The 19,425-nt window shown below is 40.9% G+C and carries 21 protein-coding genes; 14 read left to right on the top strand and 7 right to left on the bottom strand.

Annotation, left to right across the window (positions count from 1 at the left end; all coding sequences use genetic code 11):
* The first annotated feature begins 28 nt into the window (after positions 1 to 28).
* Positions 29 to 913: a cytochrome c oxidase subunit 3 gene (locus tag H4J41_RS09115; RefSeq protein WP_182135813.1), complete on the top strand. Its 885-nt coding sequence runs from the start codon at positions 29 to 31 to the stop codon at positions 911 to 913.
* 70 nt (positions 914 to 983) lie between these two features.
* Here the strand turns inward: H4J41_RS09115 and H4J41_RS09110 are convergent, their stop codons facing one another.
* Positions 984 to 1,193 carry a DUF2909 domain-containing protein gene (locus H4J41_RS09110; RefSeq protein ID WP_182135812.1) on the bottom strand — a complete coding sequence of 70 codons (210 nt, stop codon included), beginning with the start codon at positions 1,191 to 1,193 and terminating at the stop codon, positions 984 to 986.
* 51 nt (positions 1,194 to 1,244) lie between these two features.
* On the opposite strand from H4J41_RS09110, the gene H4J41_RS09105 reads away from it, so the two are divergent.
* The 5 genes from H4J41_RS09105 (at position 1,245) to H4J41_RS09085 (ending at position 5,246) form a co-directional block, all read left to right on the top strand.
* Positions 1,245 to 1,991: an SURF1 family protein gene (locus H4J41_RS09105; RefSeq protein ID WP_182135811.1), complete on the top strand. Its 747-nt coding sequence runs from the start codon at positions 1,245 to 1,247 to the stop codon at positions 1,989 to 1,991.
* Positions 1,992 to 2,073: 82 nt separating this feature from the next.
* Positions 2,074 to 2,634 (top strand): hypothetical protein, encoded by a 561-nt coding sequence (locus H4J41_RS09100; RefSeq protein WP_182135810.1) that lies wholly within the window; start codon positions 2,074 to 2,076, stop codon positions 2,632 to 2,634.
* On the top strand, positions 2,635 to 3,642 hold the full coding sequence (locus tag H4J41_RS09095; RefSeq protein WP_182135809.1) for a heme A synthase: 1,008 nt from the start codon (positions 2,635 to 2,637) through the stop codon (positions 3,640 to 3,642).
* Between the two features lie 9 nt (positions 3,643 to 3,651).
* Entirely contained in the window at positions 3,652 to 4,569 is a 918-nt protein-coding gene (gene cyoE, locus H4J41_RS09090) for a heme o synthase (RefSeq protein ID WP_182135808.1), read from the top strand.
* Positions 4,569 to 5,246 carry an SCO family protein gene (locus H4J41_RS09085; RefSeq protein ID WP_182135807.1) on the top strand — a complete coding sequence of 226 codons (678 nt, stop codon included), beginning with the start codon at positions 4,569 to 4,571 and terminating at the stop codon, positions 5,244 to 5,246. Before cyoE ends, H4J41_RS09085 begins: the two co-directional genes overlap by 1 nt.
* Positions 5,247 to 5,484: 238 nt before the next feature.
* Here H4J41_RS09085 and H4J41_RS09080 read toward each other — a convergent pair whose 3' ends face one another.
* A complete protein-coding gene (locus H4J41_RS09080) occupies positions 5,485 to 6,534 on the bottom strand; it encodes a polysaccharide deacetylase family protein (protein ID WP_182135806.1) in 1,050 nt (349 codons plus the stop codon).
* 101 nt (positions 6,535 to 6,635) lie between these two features.
* On the opposite strand from H4J41_RS09080, the gene H4J41_RS09075 reads away from it, so the two are divergent.
* Positions 6,636 to 7,967, top strand: coding sequence for an MATE family efflux transporter (locus H4J41_RS09075; protein ID WP_259364421.1), 1,332 nt, complete (start codon positions 6,636 to 6,638; stop codon positions 7,965 to 7,967).
* A gap of 6 nt (positions 7,968 to 7,973) precedes the next feature.
* Here H4J41_RS09075 and H4J41_RS09070 read toward each other — a convergent pair whose 3' ends face one another.
* Both H4J41_RS09070 and nfuA read right to left on the bottom strand, forming a co-directional pair.
* Positions 7,974 to 8,210: a hypothetical protein gene (locus tag H4J41_RS09070; protein WP_182135805.1), complete on the bottom strand. Its 237-nt coding sequence runs from the start codon at positions 8,208 to 8,210 to the stop codon at positions 7,974 to 7,976.
* Positions 8,211 to 8,237: 27 nt separating this feature from the next.
* Positions 8,238 to 8,816 (bottom strand): Fe-S biogenesis protein NfuA, encoded by a 579-nt coding sequence (gene nfuA, locus H4J41_RS09065; protein ID WP_182135896.1) that lies wholly within the window; start codon positions 8,814 to 8,816, stop codon positions 8,238 to 8,240.
* A gap of 235 nt (positions 8,817 to 9,051) precedes the next feature.
* Between nfuA and H4J41_RS09060 the strand changes: the two genes are divergently transcribed.
* The gene (locus tag H4J41_RS09060; RefSeq protein WP_182135804.1) at positions 9,052 to 11,604 is read left to right on the top strand and encodes a M14 family zinc carboxypeptidase; all 2,553 of its coding nucleotides are present in this window, start codon (positions 9,052 to 9,054) and stop codon (positions 11,602 to 11,604) included.
* A gap of 4 nt (positions 11,605 to 11,608) precedes the next feature.
* Here the strand turns inward: H4J41_RS09060 and H4J41_RS09055 are convergent, their stop codons facing one another.
* Positions 11,609 to 12,376, bottom strand: coding sequence for a ComF family protein (locus H4J41_RS09055; protein ID WP_182135803.1), 768 nt, complete (start codon positions 12,374 to 12,376; stop codon positions 11,609 to 11,611).
* 78 nt (positions 12,377 to 12,454) lie between these two features.
* Between H4J41_RS09055 and bioH the strand changes: the two genes are divergently transcribed.
* The 3 genes from bioH (at position 12,455) to H4J41_RS09040 (ending at position 14,735) form a co-directional block, all read left to right on the top strand.
* The gene (gene bioH / locus H4J41_RS09050) at positions 12,455 to 13,237 is read left to right on the top strand and encodes a pimeloyl-ACP methyl ester esterase BioH (protein ID WP_259364422.1); all 783 of its coding nucleotides are present in this window, start codon (positions 12,455 to 12,457) and stop codon (positions 13,235 to 13,237) included.
* Positions 13,238 to 13,413: 176 nt separating this feature from the next.
* On the top strand, positions 13,414 to 13,722 hold the full coding sequence (locus H4J41_RS09045) for a hypothetical protein (RefSeq protein ID WP_182135801.1): 309 nt from the start codon (positions 13,414 to 13,416) through the stop codon (positions 13,720 to 13,722).
* A gap of 5 nt (positions 13,723 to 13,727) precedes the next feature.
* Complete coding sequence (locus H4J41_RS09040; protein WP_182135800.1) at positions 13,728 to 14,735, top strand: putative metalloprotease CJM1_0395 family protein; 1,008 nt, start codon at positions 13,728 to 13,730, stop codon at positions 14,733 to 14,735.
* Between the two features lie 114 nt (positions 14,736 to 14,849).
* Here H4J41_RS09040 and pyrE read toward each other — a convergent pair whose 3' ends face one another.
* Both pyrE and rph read right to left on the bottom strand, forming a co-directional pair.
* Positions 14,850 to 15,491, bottom strand: a complete 642-nt coding sequence (pyrE, locus tag H4J41_RS09035; protein WP_182135799.1) for an orotate phosphoribosyltransferase — start codon at positions 15,489 to 15,491, stop codon at positions 14,850 to 14,852.
* 18 nt (positions 15,492 to 15,509) lie between these two features.
* Positions 15,510 to 16,223, bottom strand: coding sequence for a ribonuclease PH (gene rph, locus H4J41_RS09030; protein WP_146879660.1), 714 nt, complete (start codon positions 16,221 to 16,223; stop codon positions 15,510 to 15,512).
* A 167-nt stretch (positions 16,224 to 16,390) separates the two neighbouring features.
* On the opposite strand from rph, the gene H4J41_RS09025 reads away from it, so the two are divergent.
* From H4J41_RS09025 to H4J41_RS09015, 3 genes are read left to right on the top strand one after another with little or no spacing between them, the layout of a single operon-like run.
* Positions 16,391 to 16,954, top strand: a complete 564-nt coding sequence (locus H4J41_RS09025; RefSeq protein ID WP_182135798.1) for a thioredoxin family protein — start codon at positions 16,391 to 16,393, stop codon at positions 16,952 to 16,954.
* The gene (locus H4J41_RS09020) at positions 16,932 to 17,702 is read left to right on the top strand and encodes a gluconate 2-dehydrogenase subunit 3 family protein (RefSeq protein ID WP_259364423.1); all 771 of its coding nucleotides are present in this window, start codon (positions 16,932 to 16,934) and stop codon (positions 17,700 to 17,702) included. The genes H4J41_RS09025 and H4J41_RS09020 overlap by 23 nt, the downstream gene beginning before the upstream one ends.
* A complete protein-coding gene (locus tag H4J41_RS09015) occupies positions 17,699 to 19,423 on the top strand; it encodes a GMC family oxidoreductase (RefSeq protein WP_182135797.1) in 1,725 nt (574 codons plus the stop codon). Before H4J41_RS09020 ends, H4J41_RS09015 begins: the two co-directional genes overlap by 4 nt.
* Positions 19,424 to 19,425: the final 2 nt, after the last annotated feature.

Here is a 19,425-nt window from a genome sequence, read left to right as displayed (position 1 = left end):
GCTTGGCACTTAAATGAGGGGAACAACAATGACAATAAAAGAATACGAAAGTTATTACGTACCAGCGCAAAGCAAGTGGCCAATAGTGGGCGCTATTGCCTTGTTTTTGATTGCCGTAGGTGCGGCAAATTATGTAGCAAATTTGAATAACCCTGAAAATGCAGGCGGCGGCTGGGTATTGCTGGCGGGTATTGCCTTGATTATTTATATGATGTTTGGTTGGTTTAACAATGTTATTACCGAGTCAATGTCAGGAAAATATAGTCACCAAATGGACAATTCATTCCGCCAAGGTATGAGTTGGTTTATTTTTTCAGAAGTGATGTTTTTTGCCGCTTTTTTTGGCGCCTTACTTTACGCCCGTACTTTTTCAGTGCCCTGGCTTGATGGTGCCGGAAATAATGCCGCAACGGCAATAATTTTATGGCCTGAATTTACCGCGACTTGGCCATTAATTAAAACGCCAGACGGTACTGAAACTACTGCTATGGGTTGGTATGGCTTGCCATTAATTAACACTATTTTGTTGTTAACTTCATCAATTACTGCCCATTTTGCTCATGTTTCGTTAGAGCAGAATAAACGTGGTTTATTGAAATTTTGGTTAGGGCTGACCGTTGTGCTAGGTGTGGTGTTTTTGTTTTGCCAAGGCTTAGAATACGCCCATGGTTATGCCGACGAAATGAAATTGTATTTAGACAGTGGCATTTATGGCAATACCTTTTATTTGCTGACAGGCTTTCACGGTATGCATGTGACCTTAGGGACTATTATGCTGTTTGTGATGCTTATTCGAGTATTTAAGGGGCATTTTACGCCGAAAAACCATTTTGCCTTTCAAGCCGCGAGTTGGTATTGGCATTTTGTTGATGTAGTGTGGGTAATACTGTTCGTGTTCGTTTATATTATTTAACGCTATTGTGTTTGAATAAGCAGTTTAAGGTACGATATTTGTCTTGATAAATATCGTACCTTTTGACTTTTTAGTACGGACTAGGGTTAGGTGTGATCACTCCGGTGAGAATACCCAGTAATAGTAATAACATCAGTACAACAGAGGTCATCACCCGTCGGCCTATAAACTTAGACATGGATGCTTTATTCGGGTCATTTTTATTCATAATGAATAACGCTCGAAATAGGTTATAAACCATAAAGGCTAATAAGCCGACAACAATAAATTTAATTAACACAGTATTCTCTCTTTTATCATCTGTTTTTAGTTAGTCAACATGCGGTAGTCTATGAAGTCGGTATCACTTAAGCACAAATTCAAGCAACTTAATTGGCCGATGGTTATATTTACCATGCTAGTATTTTCGTCATTAATCAAGCTCGGATTTTGGCAGATTGACCGTGCGCTTGAAAAAGAACAACGTCAACAGCACATCAGTGAATTAAGCCAACGCCAAGCCTTATCACTAGCGCAAGTATTAACACTGAGCGGTTTACAAGATGGTATTAACGATTTGCCTATTCAGTTAAAGGGTGATTTTGTTGGCGATAAAATATTTTTACTCGACAACCAACCCAATAAAAGCCGTTTGGGTTATCGTGTTTATCAAATCATTGAAAGTAATGGTGATGCTATATTAGTTAATCTAGGTTGGGTGCAAGGCTCAATTGACCGAAATATATTACCTGAAATCAGCCCGATTACTGGCCAACACAGCATCACAGGCCATGTGCGAGAAGTGGAAGTGGGTATTCAATTGCAAGCACAAAACTTAACTAATCCGTCCTGGCCATTACGCGTACAGCAAATCGAACTAGATAAGTTTTCAGAATTAATTGGTAAGAAACTATTGCCCTTTGTCGTTTATTTAGATAAAAAAGAGACCATAGGTTATATAAAAAATTGGCGGCCCATCGTAATGCCACCAGAAAAACACCGAGCCTATGCGTTTCAATGGTTTAGTTTAGCGTTAGCTTGGATCAGTTTGATGGTTTGGGCGGCGATAAAAATGGCTAAAAAAGATCGGTCTGAATAAGCATAAGTAACCTGAGATAATGACGAATAAGCAGGTTAGACAAATACCGAAACCAAATAATAAGAATAAAAGGCTAAGTTGTATGAGTTCTTCAAAGTTAAATAAATCGCGCCGCAGTATGCTAATTCTCTTGGCGGTGTTCATCATTCCCATTGCACTAGCTAAATTAGCATTGAATCAGCAATGGTTTAATTACGGAGTGACCAATCAAGGGCAACTGATTGAAAATGAGTTAACCTTAGCGCAACTTGGCTTAAGTATTGACGACTTTGATCACCAATGGTTGATGTTATACACCTTGCCAACTAGTTGTGATGAGCAATGTGAAAATACCTTGGTCAGTGTTAACAATACTTATATTGCTCTAGGTAAAGAAATGCCACGTGTGAAACTCGTCGGCTTAACGCAACAAGATTTACGTGCAGAGCAAGTAGAAAAAATTCAACTTAATCGTTGGCATATTCAAACTATGCCCGCTTTGGCAAAGGTGGCGATAACACAATCACAAGTCTTGATTGTTGACCCCCTAGGTAACGTCATTCTTAGCCATATACCACCAAAAAATGCCGAGCAGTTGCCACAATTTGGTAAAGCCATATTGGCAGACTTTAAGAAACTGCTGAAGTATTCAAGGATTGGCTAAATGAGAACACAAAGCTCTTCCGACCTTAGAAAACTTGTTTTTGTTAGTATATTATTAGCGATTGTGGTGGTCAGTTTAGGCGCTTACGCACGACTAACCCATGCAGGTCTTGGTTGTCCAGATTGGCCAGGTTGTTATGGTTTAGTTGAAGTGCCTAAAACCAGTGCCCAAATTATGGCTGCTGAGCAAGCATTTCCTGAACGTCCTGTTGAACCAGAAAAAGCATGGAATGAAATGATCCATCGCTATTTCGCTGGTGCATTAGGGCTATTGATCCTTATTATTGCCTTAATGTCGCTAAAGCGTCGTGCGCAACGTGGTCCGTTAGGACTGCCAATTTTACTGCTAATAGTGGTTACTTTTCAAGCGGCACTTGGTATGTGGACTGTCACCATGAAGTTAATGCCTGTGGTGGTAATGGGGCATTTACTGGGCGGCTTTACTACGCTGTGTTTATTGCTATTACTGTATTTGCGTTTGAGTGATTTTCGAGTGCCGGGCGGTGACATTGGCCTGAAAAAATATTTTAAATTTGCTGTGATTGGTATTTTTATTTTAGTGGCACAAATTGGTTTGGGCGGTTGGACATCATCTAACTATGCCGCGCTTACTTGTGCTGAACTCCCTATATGTCAAGCGGGTTGGGTGGAGCAGATGAACTTTGAACATGCTTTTGATCTTATTCCGCCGGAGAAAGAAAGTTATGAATTTGGCCACCTTGATCATGCCTCACGCTTGACCATTCATGTTATGCATCGCTTAGGTGCTATAGTAACAACACTGTACTTATTTTGGTTGGCTATTCGCATTTATCGTAAGGCGCAAGCACCATTTTTTAAGAACGCCGCATTGAGTTTAGGTTTTATACTCAGCGTGCAAGTTGGCTTGGGTATTAGCAATGTTTGGTTCTCACTACCGCTAAATGTTGCGGTTAGTCACAACGTAGTAGCCGCCATGTTAATGATGTCATTAATTACCATGACATACAGTTTAAAACGTAAAACTTAGGAGCATATTATGAGTCAAAGCAACACAATAGAAGCGAACCATAGCGCACCTAGTACACCCATTTGGCGTGATTATTATGAAATTACCAAGCCTAGGGTCGTCGCGTTATTAGTATTAACTGCGCTAGTGGGCATGTGTTTATCTGTGCCGGGTGTTATTCCATGGCAGGTGTTAGTGCCGTCGATGATAGGTATTGGTTTTTTGTCATCTGCCGCGGCCGCGATTAATCATATTGTTGATCAGCGCATCGACAGTGAAATGGGGCGTACTCATAATCGCCCATTGCCGAATGGCAGACTTTCCGCGCGTAATGCGTCGACATTTGCTATGACTCTAGCGGTAACTGGCTTCGCTATTTTATATAGCCTGGTTAACCCGCTCACCGCTTGGTTAACTTTTTCAGGCTTAGTCGGTTATAGCTTTGTTTATACTATGTACTTAAAGCGTGCTACCCCGCAAAATATTACTATTGGCGGTTTAGCCGGTGCTATTCCACCTTTATTGGGTTGGACAGCAATGACCAATGAAGTGCATCCTAATGCGTTATTATTAGTGTTATTAATCTTTACTTGGACGCCACCACATTTTTGGGCGTTGGCTATTCATCGTAAAGACGAGTATGCAAAAGTAAATATTCCTATGTTACCCGTCACACATGGTGTTAATTTTACCAAAACTCAAATTTTGTTATATACCGTCTTGCTCTTTATAGTGGGCTTGTTACCTTATTTAGTGGGGATGAGTAATTGGTTATATTTAATTGGCGCTGTGGTATTGAACTTAGTGTTTTTTGCTTACGCATGGAAACTGAAATTTAATGCCGATGAAAATACGGCAATGGACACTTTCAAGTTTTCTATTGTGCATTTAATGGCGTTATTTATTATTCTTTTACTCGATCATTATCTATTACCGGTAACAGGTTGATGAATAAAATTGTTATTCTGATTGTAGCCTTGGGGGCATTAGCCGCAGGTGTGATGTTATTTGGTCAGATAAATAAAAAAGCCCCTGTTGAATTTGCCTTGCATTATCAACAAGCAAGAGATGTTAAAGCCTTTGAATTAACGGATCATTTGGGCGAAGCGTTTAATAACGAGTCGCTAAAAGGTCATTGGAGTTGGGTATTTTTTGGTTATACATCGTGCCCAGATGTTTGCCCAACTACCTTGCAAGAAATGAATTTCATTTATGATGATTTAAAAGCGATCAGCAATAAAAGCCAAGTGTTATTAGTTTCTGTTGACCCAAAACGAGATACACAAGCAAAGCTTGCCAGCTATATCGGTTACTTCAACCCTGAATTTAAGGCCTTATATGGCCATCATGGTGTGTTGTTTCCATTTGCTCGTAATTTAGGGTTAATGTATGCGATAACTGAATCAGAGCCAGCGTCAGAGCAAAAAGTTAATAGCGATGCCAAAGAAAATCATGGCGCAACTGCGACCCGTTATTTAGTCGATCACAGTGCGTCATTGGTTTTAATTAACCCTGCAGGTAAAGTAGAAGCGATTTTTAAACCTAAACAAGCACTGGGTGAAGTTCCTGTGATTGAAGGCGATAAACTGGTCAGTGACTTTGCAAAAATTGTCGCTTTGTATTGAGCCTAGAGTTACCGCAAATTTTAAGCTTTAAGCTGTTAGTTAATCGCTGTCAGCTTAAAGGTCACTTATTAATGGGCTAAATCAATATTGATTCAGCCCATCATATTGATTTAGCAATTTAGTGAACAGGTTAAGGCTTACTTGCAGGTATAAATTCTACTGGCAGAAAGTATGATTCGTTATCACTATTGGCCTTAATACCAATAGTGATAACAGGTGATATTTACCGTGAATAAGGCTACAGCGGATACCACTCACCGTTTTCTTTGAGAATAAACCAAGGTTTTGAAAACCAATAGTAGCGTCCAGGTTCGCTAATGCTGGGGGCGGTACAATTGCAACGCACACGACCTGTTGGCAGTGCTGCACTGTAATTAATAGTAAACATTTCATCACCTTGCCATTGAATTTCTTGACGGCCTAAACCAGAAATATAGCAATGTAATTGTTCAGGATTAAAATCGTTAACATCAACCTTAAAACTTACTGAAGTTGACTCACCTTGTTGAAAAATAGTTTGTTGATTTTCTGCCTCAACACGAATACTAAAAGGTAAAGCATTGAGTTTATCGCGCAAGCTTGGTAATTGATCGTAAGGCTGTGAGACCGGAAAACGTGGAATAATTGTCGTGTTAGTATCCAAGCCAACAGCGCCTGATTGTTGCGAGAAAGCGACAAAGTTATTGTCTTGTATCCACTGCTGAATTTCAGGACTATATTCACCGTAGGGATAAGCGAAATAGCGCCAACTCTGTCCGGTTTTTTCTGCAATGATTTTTTCTGCATTGAGCAAGGATTGGGTGTTTTTCGCTAACCATTGTTGCATTGTCATGCCATCAGGAATTCTCACTAATGAATCGTGCTCCATGCCATGATTAGCAATAATTACCCCGTCGTCTGCCATCACTTTGAGTTGCTGCCACGAGAGATAATGCTCGGAATTTTGTTCGACAATGCCGGGATTAATAAAGATGGTAAAGGGATAATCGTGTTGATCTAATATCGGTTTACCCTGTGTTAAAATATCTAAATAAGCATCATCAAAGGTAATAACCACAGACTTATTGGGTAATGCTGTTTGGGTTTTAATTGAATTCATTAAGCTTGATAAGGCAATCACCTCAAAATTGTTGTCTGCTAGGTATTGCATATGCAGCGCAAATTGGCTTGGAGAGATACTGGTGCTGGCTGGAGTGGTATCGCTGACATGGTGATATTGTAGTATGACAGTGGCGAAGCTGGTGATGTGGAGGCAATAGCATAATGCTGCCAACAAACGATATTTCATGTTAATCTTCCCGAGGTATTGATAGAGCGTTAGGCGCTTAGGTAAAGTAGCTTTTTTTCAACTATTTAAACAGTTTATTTGCCATAAAGGTTGGCTTTTTTTTGAAATTCACAAATATAGAACGCCATAAGCAGTTATTTATTCTTGCTTTACCCATGATTTTGTCAAACATTACTGCGCCTTTGCTAGGTTTAGTTGATACCGCTGTTATTGGCCACCTAGAATATTCTTATTATTTAGGCGGCAGTACGGTTGGCGCCATGATCATTACCGCCATCACTTGGTTGTGTGGCTTTTTACGTATGTCGACTACCGGCTTATCAGCGCAGGCGTTTGGCCAAAAAAATAATGCATTAAGTTGTTTGATATTGCTACGCGGGATTATTGTTGCGTTTGCCATTGGTTTGGTCGTTATTGTATTTCAGAATTTTTACCTTGATCTTGCACTATCATTAGCCGGTGGCTCTGAGCAAGTGCAGTTTTATGCGCAAGAATATAGCGCCATTCGCATTTGGGGTTTGCCAGCCGCACTGGCTAATTTAGTTATTTTGGGTTGGTTGCTGGGTAATCACCAAGCCAAAGTAGTGATGTGGTTAATTATTGCCACTAACTTGATTAACTTAGGCCTAGATTTACTCTTTGTTATTGGTTTTGCTTGGCAAGTTAAAGGTGTGGCTATGGCAACGCTGATTGCAGAATATAGTGGCTTATTTATCGGCTTAGCCTTTGTATACAATAACTTTAAACAAAAGTTTATGGGCTTATTTGCAAGCGCACAGCAAATGTTTGCTGCGGCTCTAGAGCGAACCGCTTTGTTAAGCTATTTTAAACTGAATCGAGATATATTAATTCGCACTTTATGTTTAGAAATATGCTTTATTTTTATGACCTTTCAAGGTGCTCGATTAGGTGACGATGTGATTGCTGCTAATGCTATCTTGATGAATTTTTTGTTATTAATATCGTTTGGTTTAGACGGTGTGGCCAATGCAGCGGAAGTGATGGTAGGTAAGGCGAAAGGAGAGAATAATCAAAAAAGCATGTTTGTCAGTGTCAATATTGCGCTTTTTTGGACTGGCATATTTGCGCTCGCTTATAGTTTATTGTTTTATCTGGCGGGCAATTATTTTATTGTCAGTATCTCCGATATATCGGCTGTGGTTGATTATGCCCAGCAACATTTATTTTGGATTGTCGCTTTACCCTTACTGGCCTGTTGGTGTTATTTATATGACGGTGTGTATATTGGTTTGATGCAGGCGCATATTATGAGAAATAGCATGATAATCGCCACTTTTGGCTGCTTTTTTCCGGTATGGTGGCTATTAAAGGATTATGGTAATCATGGTCTGTGGGCGGCATTTTCAATATTTATGTTAGCACGCGGTATTACATTAGCTTGGCATTATCATCGAAATAAGCATACTTTCTAGCACTTTTTAACGCTTAGTACGATTAAATATATGATACAAACGATTAGCAAATAATCCGATATAAGCGTAAATAGCCAGCAGACAACCGACAGCTAAAATAACCACGCCGAGCATTTGCCAAAGATAGTGCTGATAGTAACCGAGAAATATAAAACAAACGCCGATAATAAAAAGACCAAGTCCACTGAGAAAACGCTGCATACTGCGTTGTGGATCTTGGCCTATTCTTTCTAATAATGACATTAAAACATTACTGACAACAGCAGGTTATTAGTAGTATGAGTGTTCGCCACGCTCATGCTCTGTCATATCTTTTACGCCTTTGATTTCACCCGCCATCATTTCGATCAATTGCTTCTCAATGCCGTCTTTAACGGTAACATCGATTTGGGCACAACCATTACAGCCACCGCCAAATTGTAATACAGCATAACCGTCTTCAGTGATTTCCATTAGCGTACAATCGCCGCCATGACTCGCTAGCTGAGGGTTAACCTCAGCTTTTAAGAAGTAATCAACACGCTCAAATAATGGCGCGTCATCGGCAACTTTACGTAACTTAGCATTTGGCGCTTTTAAGGTTAATTGCGAGCCCATTTGGTCAGAGGTGAAATCTATTTCTGCTTCTTCTAAATAAGTCTTACTGTCGGCGTCTATGTAAGCTGAAAAGTTTTCAAACTTTAATTCAATGTCGTCAGCTTCTATAGCGTCAGCCGGACAGTAGGATACACCACATTCAGCGCTTGCTGTACCCGGGTTTACAACAAACACACGGATACTCGTACCTTCAGCTTGCCCAGAAAGTAGTTTTACAAAGTGTTCTTGTGCAGTTTCTGAAATGTTAACCATCATACTATTTACTCTCCCTACTGGGCTTGAACTTTTCAATACCCGACTATTTTACTCAAGTATAACAATTTTACGCTTGTCTGTCATTTGGTGCTAGTCCTAGATAGCATAATTTATATAGCCAGCAGCTGAAAAGTTAACAATAAAACAGATAAATGGGCAATTATCGCGAGATAACTAGTTCATATGGCATTATTTTGTTATTTTATCTAACTATTGAATCAGGAGATCTCGTATGTTGTTATCGTTGTATCGAATTGTAATATTTTGTTTATTAAGTGCTTCGTTTACCGTTTTTAGTGCCAATGTAAGTACATACTTGCCCAAGGGCGCAGTTTATAGCGAAAAAGTGCCAACGCCAGAATCAACTTTGGGCTTTGGTATTGGTGAACGCCATCCACGCCATGATCAAGTAATAAACTATCTAGAGCAAGTCGCGGCATCGTCAACTCGCCTCCAAATTGAAGAAATGGGTCGAACTACACAGTTTCGCTCACAAATTTTATTAACTATTTCAAGTCCTGAAAACTTAAATAACCTTGAGAAAATTTTAGCACGGCGCTCAGATATAGTCGCTTCTGCTAAAGACCCTATTGTAGTTTGGTTAGGTTATAGTGTGCATGGTGATGAAATTAGCGGTACTAATGCGGCTATGGTGCTGGCTTATCATTTAGCCGCATCGCAAGATAAAACCGTGGCCGATATGCTGAACGACACTATTATTGTGATAGAGCCGAGCATTAACCCAGACGGCATGGATCGATTTGTTAATTGGGTGGCGACACATAGTGGTATAGCTGAGAATTCAGATCCAAACCATATCGAACATCATCAAAACTGGCGCACGGGCCGTACCAATCATTTTGGTTTTGATTTAAACCGCGATTGGTTGCTATTGTCGCAAAAAGAAAGTCAAAATCGCCTACCTTATTTTCATCAATACCAGCCAAATGTTTTAGGTGATTTTCATGAAATGGGCGCTAATAGCAGCTATTTTTTTCAGCCAGGTATTCCCACACGAACGCATCCGCTAACACCAGAAAAAAATACCGAGCTAACGCGGTTACTCGCGACCTATCACGCCAAAGCACTCGATGAAAAACAGCGTTTATATTACAGTGAAGAAAGCTTTGATGATTTTTATTACGGCAAGGGCTCAACGTATCCAGACATTAATGGTGGCATTGGTATTTTGTTTGAACAAGCCAGTAGTCGAGGTTTACAACAAGATACTGTTAATGGCTTACTGACTTTTGAATACGGTATACAAAACCATGTGTTAACGTCGTTATCAACCATTGAAGGTGCGTGGAAAAACCAACAAAAATTTAAAGCTTATCGACAAGACTTCTATCAACAGGCACAAAAAAAAGCCAGTGATGAAAACTTTAATGGTTATATTTTTACTGAAACCAAAGATCATTATCGCCTAGAGACTTTTTTAAATAAGTTGCAGCAACATCAAATTAAGGTGTATCCCCTTAAGCAAGATTATAAAATTAATGAGTTAACTTATTTTGCTCAGTATAGTTATTATATTCCATTAGAGCAGCCGCAATACCGAGTGATTAAAGCGCTATTTAATCAACAACAAAGCTTTCAAGATAACACCTTTTATGATGTCTCAGGCTGGACGTTACCACTCGCCATGAACATAAAATTTGCACCTGTTGGACGTACTTGGGGTTTAAAAACTGAAGAAAAACCATGGCAACCTAGCGCTGTAAAAGCTGCTGATGTCAGCAAGTCGGCTTACGCCTATGCGTTTGAATGGCATGATTTTTTAGCGCCCAAACTGTTAAATAAAATTACCAAGGCTAAGATCAAGGCAAAAGTAGCCACTAAGGCGTTTTCCGCGACAGTTAATGGCGCAGTTAAAACCTTCGAACAAGGCACTATTATTATACCAGCGGGTACTCAGCAAGTGGAAAACTGGCGTAGTATTCTTACTGACTTTGCGGCTAAAAGCCAGATAGCGCTTAACGCTTTAGATACGGGATTAACCGCAAAGGGCATTGATATTGGCAGTAGTTCATTTCGGCCAGTTTCAGCGCCGAAAGTATTATTGGTGGGTGGTAAAGGGGTATCTCAATATGAAGCAGGTGAAATGCTTTACTATCTTGATAGTCTACTGGAAATTCCGGTCACGGTCGTTGAAATGCCACGCTTAACCGCGATTAATTTAGCTGACTATAGCCATATAATTATGGTTGATGGCCGATATAATGCGTTAGACAGCAAGGTACAGAGTGAATTAACTGCATGGTTAGCTAATGGTGGCGTGCTATTTGGTCAAAAACGCGCCGCACTTTGGTTCTCAGAAATAGAATTATTAAAAATTGATTTTGTCAGTAAAGCGCATATTGACCAATTATTTGATACGGATAAATTAACTTATGGTGATAAAGAGCAACTGGCGGGTCGCAAACGTATTGCTGGCGCTATTTTTCAAGCTGAATTAGATGTCAGTCATCCGCTAGCATACGGTTATCAAAACATTAAGTTACCGGTATTTCGAAATAGCACCATAATTATGGAGCAAACATCGCAGCCATTTATAACGGTAGCAAAATACAGTAATGTACCTTTGCTTAGTGGTTATACCGATAAAAATTTAGTGAATCGTTTAGCGAATAACCCGACACTGGTGGCTCACAATGTCGGTAAAGGTCGGATTATTGCGAGTACTGACAACCTAGCTTTTCGTGGCTACTTTTTGGGCAGTATGAAGATTATTGCCAACAGTTTATTCTTTGCTAAAGCCTTTAGTGCCAACTTGGCAGAATAAAGCGCTAGCTAGGAATCGCTAAACATAAACTCAGGAGTGTAATACTTTGCACTCCATTTTTTTTTAGCAGCTTACAAATTTCATTGGCGGTTGTGCCTGTGGTCACCACATCATCAATCAAAATAACATGCTCAGGTAAGCTTGCCTTTGGCTTGATATGTAAGCTAAAAGCTTGTTTTAAATTTTTTCTGCGTTCAGCACCTGACTTACCCACCTGACTGTCTGTCAATTTTTTCCTGATCACAAGATCTGCTTGATAAAGATAACCAACACTTTGGGCGAACTTGCGCGCAATCAGGTCTGCTTGGTTAAACCCGCGTTCTTGCCACTTTTTTAAATGTAATGGCACCGGCACGACCCAGATGTTGTCGGGCGTTAAATCTGTTTGTTCAAGGCTAAGATATTGCTGCCAGTGCTGAATAAGGAGATAAGATAACAGCTCGGCTAATTCGGTTTTATGTTGATATTTTAACTGACTAACCCAAGTATTGAAGGGCCACACATAAGGCGCAATGGCTAATAGGTGATCAAAATGTTTGATGGGGATCAGTTTTGTAACGGCGGGCCATAATAATAAATCATAAGGTAGATGTTGGTGATTAAAATAAGGTAAATCTGCTTGGCAATACTGACAAAGTAATGGGTGATGTTGGCAAGTGTTACCACATAAGGAGCAGCCGCTTATTTTTAGGCTGACTTTTTTCATCTCTTGGCGCAATGTCTGCTGTAAAGTTAATAGTATTTCCCTATTGCGCTTGCTGCTAAATTCCATTTTCAGCCTCCTTTGGTTAAACTGTGCGCCTACCGGATATTGAGCACATTAAGCATGACACTCAGCATGAAAAAGAGCATGGCAGAAAGATTAAAAATTACCAGCCAAGGCCAAGGTATTCCTTTGGTATTCATCCATGGTTGGGGCCTTAATTCGGCTGTTTGGCAACCCTGTTTAGCGCAGCTGCAAGCCAACTTTCAAGTGATCACCGTTGATCTGCCAGGCTTTGCGACTAATAAAGCAGTACAACTGACTCAATATTCATTAGTTGAGATAGCAGAGGCTATTGTACAAGCGGTCGCTAAACCCGCCGTTTATATTGGTTGGTCGTTAGGGGGATTAGTCGCCAGTCAAATGGCTATTCAGCACCCAGCGCAAGTGTTAGGGCTAGTCACTGTGGCGAGCTCGCCACAGTTTGTAGCACAAGATAATTGGCCGGGCATTAAGGCCAGTGTTTTGGCATTGTTTCATCAACAACTTGCTCAAGACACGACAAAAACTATTAGTAATTTTTTGAAAATTCAAGCTATGGGTAGTCCAGATATTCGCCAAGACATTAAAAAAATTCGTGAGCTAGTTATGCAATATGAACAGCCTACGCGACAGGTGTTAGACGACTCATTAAGTTTATTAGAAAGCTCAGATTTGTCTTTGCAGCTACAAAATATTCATCAACCATTTTTACGCCTATACGGCAAGCTTGATGGTTTAGTACCCAAACAAGTTATTGCTTTGATTGATCAACTTGCCCCTCACAGCCAAAGTTATATATTTGAACAAGCCTCACATGCGCCATTTATATCTCATCAGGCTGAGTTTTTAGCGATATTGAAAAGCTGGTTAACTGAACATCTTAGTTAAAGAGTAACGGTTTACTTTTTAACACTTTTGGTTGATAATTGAGCAGGCAACTGAATGTTAAGTTGAACCGTAAATTTAGCAGATAACTACAGAGTATAACTACAGAGTATAACTACAGAGTATAACTACAGAGTATAAGTACAGCGTAAGTGTCAGTAATCATTGAGGAGTATTTTGTGGAAATTCAATCCGCCTTTAATCTTGGTGCACAAGGCCTTCAAAAAGCGAATGAAGATGTTTTTAAAGCGGCCGAAAATATAGCGACTAGTACTAGCCTAGCTGCGGAATCTTATGGCGTCGCTCAAGCAAGTAATGCTCCTGTGGCTAATGTTAACGAGCTAGCTCAACAAAAGGGTGATAGTCCGGTAAACCTAACGCAGTCACTCATAGATTTGCGTGTGGCAGAATTTCAAGCGAAGGCATCTGTTGAAGTGATGCAATCAGCCGATGAAAACTTAGGCTCGTTATTGGACGTTACCGTTTAGCGGTTATGAATATCACGCCACAAAACACTCATCTACCCATACAAACTGTGGTAAACCTGCAGACAGATAGCTTACGTCGTGAAAATCAGCAAAGAGAAGTCATCACAAAGCCTGAGCCATCGAGTCAATCAGGCGCCGAAAAAGGTCCGGCCTCTGACAAAGAGCGTGGCCGCACTCCCGCACAAAACAATCAGCAAGTAGATTTTGCCAGCTTACGTAAACAAGCTGAGCTCGCTAACGATGTTATTGGTAATAGTTCACACAATAGTTCAGGTGATGGCTCAGGCAATAGCTCAGGGCAAGACTCAGCAAAGCACTCAGAACAAGAGGCTAATAAGCAAAATAGCGACAGCTCTGGAGAAGCAAAACCGGGGCAAAAAAGTGCAAGTAGTGACCAACAATCGAGTGCGGAAGAGTTGGCCAATACACAAATTATTCGCAGCTTGGAAAATCGCGATAAAGCGGTGCGTAATCATGAAAACGCTCATGCTGGCGTTGGTGGTTCATTTACTGGCGCGCCATCTTATTCATATGAAATTGGTCCAAATGGTAAAAAATATGCTGTTGCTGGTGAAGTCTCTGTTGATTTAACGCCTATTGCAGGTGAGCCAACAGAAACCATTGCTAAAATGAATAAAGTGCAAGCGGCTGCCTTAGCACCGGCTAATCCATCAGCACAAGATATTCGCGTTGCTGCTTCGGCGGCTAGTATTATTTTAGAAGCTCAGGCAGAGTTAACGAATATCAGTGCTGACAATGTTGAGGCTAAGCCGCCGTTAGGTCAGTTATATCCTGATAAAGCGCTGCTGCAAAGTGACACTAGCCTTGAAAATAATGACAGTAGTAAAGCTTTTGATCGTCAAATTGCCCAAACCTTATCAGCGCAAGAAGCCTTAGTGCCAAGCCGACCATTAGCGGTTGATGAAAGAGCGGGCCGCATTGAAAAATTTTACGCTACTATTAATCAAGCCTATGAAAAATCAGCAAGCTATCAATTTGAGCTAACGGCCTAGTGATCGCTGAGCCTGTGATACGATTTTTAGTAACAAAAAAGCCTGCAATTTTGCAGGCTTTTTACGTTTGGTGACACTACTATTTGCTGACTATAGCAAGAGTTAATTTATTACTTAAATACCGTAATCTTCACGATATTTTTTAATGCTAGCCAAGCTGTCAGTCATGTCTGGTTTTTCTTCCAAGTAGCTGATTAAGTCAGCCAAGGTAACAATAGAAATGACCTTGGTATTAAAGTCGCGCTCAACTTCTTGAATGGCAGAAAGCTCTGCTTGGCCTTTTTCTTGTCGGTCTAAGGCAATCAGTACACCGGATAATTCAGCACCGTGAGCCTGAATAATTTGCATTGACTCACGAATGGCAGTGCCTGCGGTGATGACATCATCAACCAGCATCACTTTACCTTCAAGGGGTGAGCCTACTAAGCTGCCACCTTCACCGTGGGTTTTAGCTTCTTTGCGGTTAAAGCAATATGGCATATCAATATTGTAACTGTCAGAAAGTGCAACTGCTGTGGTGGTGGCAATAGGAATGCCTTTGTAAGCAGGGCCAAACAACAAATTGTAGTCAATGCTAGAATCTTGCAATGCCGCGGCATAAAAACGTCCTAAACGTGCTAAATCACCACCGGTATTGAATAAACCCGCATTGAAAAAATAAGGACTAATACGGCCTGACTTTAAGGTGAATTCGCCAAAACGTAACACTTGTTTAGCTAAAGCAAATTCAATAAATTCGCGTTGATAATCTTTCATAATTAGCTCCTGTCTGGCTTAATTTAAAGCAGTTTTTTGAATATCAAACAGTTCATTAATACTGTTCTTAGCAAGTGCGAGCATTTGTTGCATTTCGTCAAAGCTAAAGGGTTCTTCTTCAGCTGTGCCTTGCACTTCAATTAACTTGCCGGTTTCGGTCATGACAACGTTCATGTCAGTGTCAGCGGCTGAATCTTCAACATATTCTAAATCAGAAATCGCTTCACCTTTATAGATACCCACAGAAACAGCGGCAATCATGTGCTTAAGGGGATTGTTATTAATAATACCTTTAGCGCGCATATGGTTTAGTGCATCAACCAAAGCGACACAAGCGCCGGTAATTGAAGCGGTACGTGTGCCACCGTCAGCTTGAATAACATCACAATCAATCGTAATAGTATTTTCACCCAATGCAGCTAAATCAACCGCAGCACGCAATGAACGCGCGATTAAACGAGAAATCTCTAAGGTGCGACCGCTTTGTTTGCCATTGGCAGCTTCGCGACGCATACGCGTGTGAGTAGAGCGAGGTAACATGCCGTATTCAGCGTTGATCCAACCTTTGCCCTGGCCTTTCATAAAACGCGGTACACCGGTTTCCACTGTAGCGGTACATATAACTTTGGTATCACCAAACTCAATAAGCACTGAGCCTTCTGCATGAGCGGTAAATTGACGCGTAATGGTTACAGGACGTATTTGCCCTAAAGTTCTGCCGCTTGGACGCATGTTGCATTTCCTATCATAGTATAATTGCTGCGCATTATAATCGTTCGGATAGCAATTTGACATAATGACGTTACAAGTATTTTGAAATATAGTTAATTAATATAAGGTCACTCTATTGTGGGTTTGTTGTTAGTGGCCATTGAATATTATTGACGTAGAGAGAATTTATGAAATTTCAGCTGTTTATTGTTTTATGGTTAGCGAGTGTATTGTTATCAAGTTTATTGCTCACCAGCCCAGTAAGTGCGCAAGCTTCTGCACACCCGTCAACAATTGCTACTGCAAACGAATTGCCATTATACAGTAAAGTTTATGACGATAAGCGCGATCCGTTTAAAGACGCGCAAGCAGCTATTGTCATCGCGCAAGCCAGTAACAGAAATGTGTTAATTGAAATTGGCGGCAATTGGTGTACTTGGTGTCATAAAATGGATGCTTTTCTAGCGAAAAATCCTAAAATTTACCAAGCGCTGCATGATAATTATGTTCTGCTTAAAATAAGCGTGAGTGACAGCAATGAAAACGAAGCTTTTATGAAGTCATTGCCACCCGTGCAAGGTTACCCGCATATGTATGTTTCAACCAATACCGGCCAAATGTTGTTGTCCAAAGATACCGCTGAATTACTTGACGACTTGCAGTATTCTGCGCAGTACTGGCTGACTTTTCTCGCAAAATGGCAGGTAAAAAATAATAAGGAAAATTTAAATGACGCAAGTGCAAAAGGTTAAAGCTATGGTTCGAAAGCAAACAACGAACACAGCAATGTCGCTAGTGAACTCATTTTTTGATGAAAATTTTCGCACGCCCAAATGGCTACAAAAGAAAGTTTCCAGGCGCAGTGCACTAAAATCTGCAGCGGGCGCGACTATGGTTGCCGCTATGCCATTACGCGCTTGGTCAACACTGGCTGGTGAGCAATTTGCCCAAGTATTGAAAACTGACCCTTGGTTAACCCTTGAAGCGGTACTTACGCATTTATTACCTGAGTCGCCAACGGGCCCTAGTGCAAAAGAAATTCAAGCAACACAGTATTTATATAATGTCGTGTTTCAACAGCCCACCGACAGCGATGAAATTGAATTTATTTATAAAGGCGTGGGCTGGCTAAATGGTTTCAGCAACAGTGAATTACAGAAAAACTTTGTGCTCTTAAGCTTTGATGAAAAAGAAAAAATATTGCGGGCCATTAGTCGCTCACGCGCGGGCGAGAATTGGTTAAGTAATTTAGTTAGCTATATTTTCGAGGCCATGCTGACACCGCCAAGTTATGGTGGTAATCCTAATGGTATAGGTTGGCAATGGTTAGATCATCAAGCGGGTTTTCCCTTACCTCAAGCTGGGCAGCGTTATTATGAATTACCCGGTAAACAACCTATTGTGCTGAGTAACAAAGCGCCGTTTTCCAAGACAACAAGCACACAAATTGTCAGCCATCAGCAATATATGGGCAAGCAAACAGGAACTCGAAAAGCATGAAATATGATATTTGTATAGTGGGTAGTGGCGCAGGTGCTTCACCAGTAGCTTATACCTTAGCCAACGCCGGTGCTAAAGTGTTAGTGCTAGAGAAAGGCGCTTGGTTAACAGAAAAAGAGTTTTATAAAGATGAACTTGCGATCAGCTTACGTGATGCTTACAACCCTAAACTTGAAGACGAACAGCATGTTATTGAAGAAGAATATGAAAACGCCGCAGGTGAAAGTTTTTGGCAAGGCCAAGCAACCAGTGAATCGGGTTGGAGCTTTTGGAATGGCACAGTAGTTGGTGGCTCGTCAAATTTTATGAGTGGCTACTTTCATCGTTTAAAGCCAGTAGATTTTCGTTTGAAAACTGAATTTGGCAGCATTAAAGGCGCCAATGTCGTTGACTGGCCGATCAGTTATGATGAGCTAGAACCTTACTACGCGATAGTTGAAAAGGTGGTTGGTGTATCAGGCAGAGCCAGTGCACATCCACATCAAGAACCTCGTTCAACCGACTTTCCTTATCCACCCTTGGCTGAACATGCCATTTCATCGTGGATAGACGAAAGTGCAGAAAAAATAGGTTATCACACAGTGCCAGTGCCCAGAGCGATATTATCTCAACCGGCAATGGGCAGAAATAGCTGTGAATATTCAGGTTATTGCAGCAGTTATGGTTGTTCGTCAGGCGCGAAAGGTGGTGGCCGAGCGGCATTATTGAACCACGCCGTGGCTACGGGTAATTGCACCATAACACCGCATGCAAAAGTGTATAACATTGCGACCGATAGCCAAGGTGAAATATCTGGCGTGCACTATTATGATCAAGCAGGGCGCAAAAAAACTGTTCAGGCTCAATATTATGTAGTGGCATGCCAAGCCATTGAAACCTCACGTTTGTTATTGGCTTCCAAAGGCGAAAAATTCCCTAACGGTTTAGCCAACAATACCGGCCAAGTCGGTAAAAATTTAGTTTTTAGTGCCGGTGGAACGGGTCGTGGTGATTTCTTTTATAAAGACTTAACCGACGAGAAAAAAACACAACTTACCCAAGTAGGGCCTTTTATTAATCGTGCTTTACAAGACTGGTATCAAATTGATGATAAAGCTTTTACCGGAATTAATCGCGATGGCAAAGCCAAAGGCGGCACCATAGATTTCTTGTTTTATCAAAATCCTATTTCGCGTGCACAAGGCACGCAGTGGCAATATGATGAAAGCCAAAATAGTGAAACACTAGTTTGGGGTGAAGCACTCAAACAAAGCATGAAAACTGAATTCACCAGCTATAAAACACTCCGTTTTGAAGTGTTTAATGACTGGTTGCCAACCGATAATTGTTTTGTTGCCTTAGATGATGAAGTCACCGATAAGTGGGGCGACCCTGTGGCAAAAGTACGTATTGGCGCGCATAATCACGATTTAGACGTAGGTGAGTATCTCGCTGAAAAAGCTGAAAAGTTATTAGTAGAAATGGGCGCGAGCAACGTTTCATCATCGGTGAGCAGTTCGCCCCCCACCAACTTAATGGCGGGTGGTTGTCGTTTTGGTCATGACCCTAAAACGTCAGTATTGAATAAAAACTGCCAAACACATGAGGTTGAAAACTTATTTGTTACAGACGCTTCATTTATGCCAACAGGCGGCAGTGTGCCTTACACCTTTACCATTTATGCCAACTCGTTTCGCGTTGCAGACCATATTAAAGCGCGCTGGCAGCAAGCAAAGACTTAATA

Origin of the sequence: Colwellia sp. MB3u-45 (assembly GCF_014077005.1) — a bacterium.
Lineage (GTDB): Bacteria > Pseudomonadota > Gammaproteobacteria > Enterobacterales > Alteromonadaceae > Cognaticolwellia.
This window is presented reverse-complemented; position numbering and strand designations above follow the sequence as displayed.

Bases quoted from the DNA above. Each gene is read 5' to 3' on its own strand.
- H4J41_RS09115 (WP_182135813.1), top strand. From the start codon at position 29: ATGACAATAAAAGAATACGAAAGTTATTACGTACCAGCGCAAAGCAAG.
- H4J41_RS09105 (WP_182135811.1), top strand. From the start codon at position 1,245: ATGAAGTCGGTATCACTTAAGCACAAATTCAAGCAACTTAATTGGCCG.
- H4J41_RS09100 (WP_182135810.1), top strand. From the start codon at position 2,074: ATGAGTTCTTCAAAGTTAAATAAATCGCGCCGCAGTATGCTAATTCTC.
- H4J41_RS09095 (WP_182135809.1), top strand. From the start codon at position 2,635: ATGAGAACACAAAGCTCTTCCGACCTTAGAAAACTTGTTTTTGTTAGT.
- cyoE (WP_182135808.1), top strand. From the start codon at position 3,652: ATGAGTCAAAGCAACACAATAGAAGCGAACCATAGCGCACCTAGTACA.
- H4J41_RS09085 (WP_182135807.1), top strand. From the start codon at position 4,569: ATGAATAAAATTGTTATTCTGATTGTAGCCTTGGGGGCATTAGCCGCA.
- H4J41_RS09080 (WP_182135806.1), bottom strand. From the start codon at position 6,534: ATGAAATATCGTTTGTTGGCAGCATTATGCTATTGCCTCCACATCACC.
- H4J41_RS09070 (WP_182135805.1), bottom strand. From the start codon at position 8,210: ATGTCATTATTAGAAAGAATAGGCCAAGATCCACAACGCAGTATGCAG.
- nfuA (WP_182135896.1), bottom strand. From the start codon at position 8,816: ATGGTTAACATTTCAGAAACTGCACAAGAACACTTTGTAAAACTACTT.
- H4J41_RS09060 (WP_182135804.1), top strand. From the start codon at position 9,052: ATGTTGTTATCGTTGTATCGAATTGTAATATTTTGTTTATTAAGTGCT.
- H4J41_RS09055 (WP_182135803.1), bottom strand. From the start codon at position 12,376: ATGGAATTTAGCAGCAAGCGCAATAGGGAAATACTATTAACTTTACAG.
- bioH (WP_259364422.1), top strand. From the start codon at position 12,455: ATGGCAGAAAGATTAAAAATTACCAGCCAAGGCCAAGGTATTCCTTTG.
- H4J41_RS09040 (WP_182135800.1), top strand. From the start codon at position 13,728: ATGAATATCACGCCACAAAACACTCATCTACCCATACAAACTGTGGTA.
- pyrE (WP_182135799.1), bottom strand. From the start codon at position 15,491: ATGAAAGATTATCAACGCGAATTTATTGAATTTGCTTTAGCTAAACAA.
- rph (WP_146879660.1), bottom strand. From the start codon at position 16,223: ATGCGTCCAAGCGGCAGAACTTTAGGGCAAATACGTCCTGTAACCATT.
- H4J41_RS09025 (WP_182135798.1), top strand. From the start codon at position 16,391: ATGAAATTTCAGCTGTTTATTGTTTTATGGTTAGCGAGTGTATTGTTA.
- H4J41_RS09020 (WP_259364423.1), top strand. From the start codon at position 16,932: ATGACGCAAGTGCAAAAGGTTAAAGCTATGGTTCGAAAGCAAACAACG.
- H4J41_RS09015 (WP_182135797.1), top strand. From the start codon at position 17,699: ATGAAATATGATATTTGTATAGTGGGTAGTGGCGCAGGTGCTTCACCA.